Annotated in this window: 4 protein-coding genes; 1 reads left to right on the top strand and 3 read right to left on the bottom strand. The window is 66.7% G+C overall.

Annotated elements, in window-relative coordinates; genetic code table 11:
• Window positions 1–123: 123 nt before the first annotated feature.
• Window positions 124–606 (top strand): triose-phosphate isomerase, encoded by a 483-nt coding sequence (locus NTW26_09310; GenBank protein MCX7022451.1) that lies wholly within the window; start codon window positions 124–126, stop codon window positions 604–606.
• A gap of 377 nt (window positions 607–983) precedes the next feature.
• Here the strand turns inward: NTW26_09310 and NTW26_09305 are convergent, their stop codons facing one another.
• The 3 genes from NTW26_09305 to NTW26_09295 all read right to left on the bottom strand — a co-directional run.
• A complete protein-coding gene (locus NTW26_09305) occupies window positions 984–1,352 on the bottom strand; it encodes a hypothetical protein (GenBank protein ID MCX7022450.1) in 369 nt (122 codons plus the stop codon).
• A 139-nt stretch (window positions 1,353–1,491) separates the two neighbouring features.
• Entirely contained in the window at window positions 1,492–2,793 is a 1,302-nt protein-coding gene (thiC, locus tag NTW26_09300) for a phosphomethylpyrimidine synthase ThiC (GenBank protein MCX7022449.1), read from the bottom strand.
• 111 nt (window positions 2,794–2,904) lie between these two features.
• Window positions 2,905–4,465: M6 family metalloprotease domain-containing protein (locus NTW26_09295; protein ID MCX7022448.1), on the bottom strand; the 1,561-nt coding region annotated here is incomplete at its 5' end.

Genomic DNA, 4,465 nt, shown 5'->3' with positions numbered 1-4,465 from the left:
CCTCTGAAAAAACGCAAATCCATTTCCTATTTCCTGGCCTTTTCTGAAACAGTTCATGTGGAAGGCTTGTTGCTTTTGTAGAGATGAACAAATCCTTGGCGGGCGCGTGGCGGCGTCGGCTGGGTGATTCTGGGCCATTCGGAACGCCGGCACGTCTACGGCGAGACCGACGCCCTGGTGCTGGCCAAGCTCAAGCGGGCCCACGAGCTGGGCCTCAAGGCCATCGTCTGCGTGGGCGAGCTCCTGGAGGAACGCGACCGGGGCGAGACCGAGGCGGTGCTGCGGCGGCAGTTTTCCGAGAGCCTGGCCGGGGCGGGACCGGAGCTCGTGGGGAAAACCACCCTGGCCTACGAGCCGGTCTGGGCCATCGGGACGGGCCGGACCGCCACGCCGGAGACGGCTCGCGAGGCCCACCAATTCTTGAGGGGGCTGCTCGAGGAAACGCTCGGCGCCGCGGCGAGTGGGGTGAGAATCCTCTACGGCGGCTCGGTGAAGCCGGAGAACGCCGCCGTGCTCATGGCGCAGGCCGACGTGAACGGCGTCCTGGTGGGCGGGGCGAGCCTGGACCCGGAGGCCTTCGCCGCCATCGCCCGCGCCGGCCTGTAACCGCATCAATCCTTCCCCGATAAGTGTAACAAGAGGTTTAAACGAGCGAAGCGAGTAACGCCTCTGGCGAAACCCCTTGTCTCCTTTAAAAGACGCCCGACCGGGCGTTTTTATTACTCCTCCGTCATTGCTTTACAGGTCGCTCTTCATTAAAAGTGCCACTGAACGCACCTCCGCGCCCACGACCGGCAAGTGCCGGATTCACTCCACGGGCTCGGTATCTCGAACCGGCAACCCGGAAGGGTCGAGTGGCATTTTGCCGGGGGCATAGCTCGCTTCGCTCGGTTCTCATCCTCATCAGCCAAAACGATTATTAACAGGCGTAAAAAAAGGAGGCCCGTGCGCCTCCAACTTCCGCGTACGACACTTTTCGAGTTTCACCGAACCACGGAGCGCGCCGCGGGGACGAAGTACCGGACGTAGTAATCCACCACCTCGCCCACGGTGAAAATGTTGATGAGCTCGGTGTCCTTGAGCTCCTCCCACCGTTCGTGGAAGACGAGATCGGTGCGGTACGCCTCGGAGGCTCGGGTGGTCGCCTCGTCGTAGCGCCCGCCATCGAAGGCCACCCGGGCGTCGTCCGGGAGAATGGCAAGGAAGAGGTCCAGCCGCTCGGCGCGGCCCTCCTCCACCGTGGGGGCCAGGGCGAAGAGCACGATTATCGCGGCCGCCAGCCCCACCGCCGCCGCCAGGGCGATCCGCTCCACCCGCCAGTCGGGCCTTTTTAGAAAACCCTTACCCGTCATTTACATCCCCGCGGTTTGTACTCATCATTTCACGATAACGACCGCGCCGGATTCTAGAAAACCTCTACCTGTCATATCCATCCCCGCAGTTCGTACTCATCTTTCCACGATATCGACCGCGTATGACTCTAGAAAACCTTTACCGGTCGTTTCCATCCCCGTAGAGCACGCGGCGCATCCCCTTGATGGCGCACAATTCGGAACACATGGTGCAAACCGATTCGTCGGCGGGGTGGCTTTTGTCCCGCCACTGCCGGACCAGCTCCGGGTCCAAGGCCAGCTCGTACTGCCTGCGCCAGTCCAGGGCGCGGCGGGCGCGGCCCATCTCATCGTCGCGATCCCGCGCCCCGGGGAGCCCCCGGGCGATGTCCCCGGCGTGGGCCGCGATCCGGCTGGCGATGACCCCCAGCTTCACGTGCTCGACGCCGGGCAGGCGGATGTGTTCGGCGGGGGTTACGTAGCAGAGGAAGTCGGCCCCGGCCATGGCGGCGATGGTGCCCCCGATGGCCCCGGTGATGTGGTCGTATCCGGGCGCGATGTCGGTCACCAAGGGCCCCAGGACATAGAAGGGCGCGCCGTCGCAGAGCGACTTCTCCAGCCGGACGTTCTCGGTTATCTGGTCGGCGGGCACGTGGCCCGGTCCCTCGATCATCACCTGGACGCCGGCCTCCCGGGCGCGGCGGCCAAGCTCGCCCAGGGTGATGAGCTCCTGCATCTGGGCCCGGTCGGTGGCGTCGGCCAGGCACCCCGGCCGCAGCCCGTCGCCCAGGGAGAGGGTCATGTCGTGGCGCCGGGCTATCTCCAGCAGGCGGTCGAACTGCTCGTAGAGCGGGTTCTCCCGGTCGTTTCGAAGCATCCACTCGGTGAGGATGGCGCCGCCCCGGCTCACCACCCCCACCACACGGGGGGCCCGCTGCAGTAGCTCGATGGCCGCCCGGGTCACGCCGCAGTGGACGGTAATGAAGTCAACGCCGTCGGAGCCGTGGAGCTCGACGGCGTCGAAGATCTCGTCGGCGGTCATCTGCCAGATTTCGCGCCCCGCGTCCCTAACCCGGACGGCGGCGTCGTAGATGGGCACCGTGCCGACGGGAACGGGGGTGCTTTCCAAAATCGCCAGTCGGGTGGCGTGGAGGTCGCCCCCGGTGGAGAGGTCCATCACCGTGTCGGCGCCGGCCTCGAGCGCGACACGGAGCTTTTCCAGCTCGAGCGCGGTGTCCGGCGAATCCTTGGATGTGCCCAGGTTGGCGTTGACCTTGATCCGCAGGCCCTCGCCGACGCCCAGGGCCACGGAGGACGGGCGGGCGACGTTCTTGAGGACGACCACCGTCCCCCGGGCGACGCGCTCAAGTAAAACGTCGGGGGCGAGCCGCTCGTCGGCGGCCACCCGCTCCATCTCCGGCGTCAGGTTCCCCGCCCGCGCCGCTTCAAGCTGCGTCGTCATTTCACCTCACCCCGCGCCACTATACCACAACCGGCCACGGTCTCCAACGTAAATCCCACCGAAAAGCTCGGCAAAAAGGAGGAGGCGAAATTTCCCCGGCCGGCGTCTTTTCTATTCGACGACGACGCGGCAGCCCGCCTCCCCGGTCTCCGAGGTGAGCCGGAGGAAGTAAACCCCCGGTCTCGTATTTCCCTCCCAGACGAGGAGGTGCCGGCCCCCGGCGAGAAATCCGTCGTGGACGAGGGCCACGCGCCGCCCGGCAATGTCGTAGGCCGCCACCGTCACCCGCCCCCCGGAGGGCAACTCCAGGGCCAGCCCCACCGCGCCGTCGGCCGGATTGGGGTAGGCGGCGATGGTCAGCGGGTGCGCCGGGGGAGGCTCGTAGGCGAACTCTACCTCGGCGGAGGCGACGAGACCGCCATCCGCCCCGAGGGCCTCCAGCCGGTAGCGTTGCAAGCCCGACGCGTCTCGGACCAGATAGGCGCTCCCGGTGATGCCCGAGGCGAGCTGCGCCCAGGCTCCGGCCTCCCGGCGGGAAAGGCGGTACGAGAGGCCGTCGGCGGTGCCGGACCAGCGCAGGAGCAGCCCCTCATCACGGGAGAATCCTGTCAGGAGGAGGTCGTCCGCCGCCGAGGAGTCTAGGGTCACGTCGCAGATGATGTCGTCGCCGGACTCGCGGATGTGGGTCACCGCCACCCAGGTCTGGTCGCCGGAACGGTCCTGGGAGCTAGGATTAGTCTCGTCCGCGAAACGGGTGTTGCCCGTGGAGCCGGGGAAGGGGTCGCCGTCGTCGCCCAGGTCGTCGGATTCGGGGTCGGGACGCTCGCCGTCGCCCTGGTCCAGCTCGTTGAGCCCGTCGGCCTGTTCCAGGTCCAGGTCGTTCCAGTCGAAGCCGAAGCCGTGGGCCCCGGAGTAGATGTGCCAGATTAAAAGCCCCTCGCCGACCAGCACCGGTTCGGGGTCGAGCCGTTGGCGGTTCTCCAGGTAGAACCACTGGTCGGGATCGGGGGAGCCGTCCCGCCAGAGGGTATAGACGGTGTCGTGGGTCTCGGCGGGGTGGACGACCAGGTCGCCGACGTCGGAGCCCAGGTTGACCACGTCGGTCCAGCCGAGGTCCGAGCGGCACCAGGCGCTTGGTAAGCTGGGGTAGCGGTCGTCGAGGCCGTCGGCGCCCCAGGCCCCGTAGCTCATCAGGCACCACAGCCCCGCCCCCCAGTCCCACCGGCTGTAGTCGTAAAGGTCGGGCAGGCCCAGCAGGTGCCCCATCTCGTGGCAGGCCACGGAGATGCCGGACAGGCTCCCATCGGGGTGCTCCTCGGCCTGGATGTCGTAGGCCTCGATGGTGATGAACCCGCCGCCGGCCGCCGGGTCGTTCGTGGTGTAGCTGAAGTAGGAGCTCATGTGGCTCCAGATGTCGTGGGGGTCGCCGGTATCGGCGCCGTCGGGACCCGCGTGGTAAACCATGAAGAGGTCCACCTCGCCGTCATCGTCGCCGGAATTGGGCAAGCCGTCGGGGCCGTCGTTGTCGTAATCGCCGAAATCCACCGTGGGGTCGGCCAGTTCCGCCGCGGCCAGCGCCACCCGGGGGCCGCCGTAGGTGAGGCCGAAGTTATTATCATCGAAGTACCCGTTTTGATACCCATCAGGCGAATAAAAACCGTAGTAGTTCTCG

The sequence above is a fragment of the bacterium genome (genome assembly GCA_026398675.1).
Classification (GTDB): Bacteria; RBG-13-66-14; RBG-13-66-14; order RBG-13-66-14; family RBG-13-66-14; genus RBG-13-66-14.
This window is presented reverse-complemented; position numbering and strand designations above follow the sequence as displayed.

Bases quoted from the DNA above. Each gene is read 5' to 3' on its own strand.
- NTW26_09305 (MCX7022450.1), bottom strand. From the start codon at position 1,352: ATGACGGGTAAGGGTTTTCTAAAAAGGCCCGACTGGCGGGTGGAGCGG.
- thiC (MCX7022449.1), bottom strand. From the start codon at position 2,793: ATGACGACGCAGCTTGAAGCGGCGCGGGCGGGGAACCTGACGCCGGAG.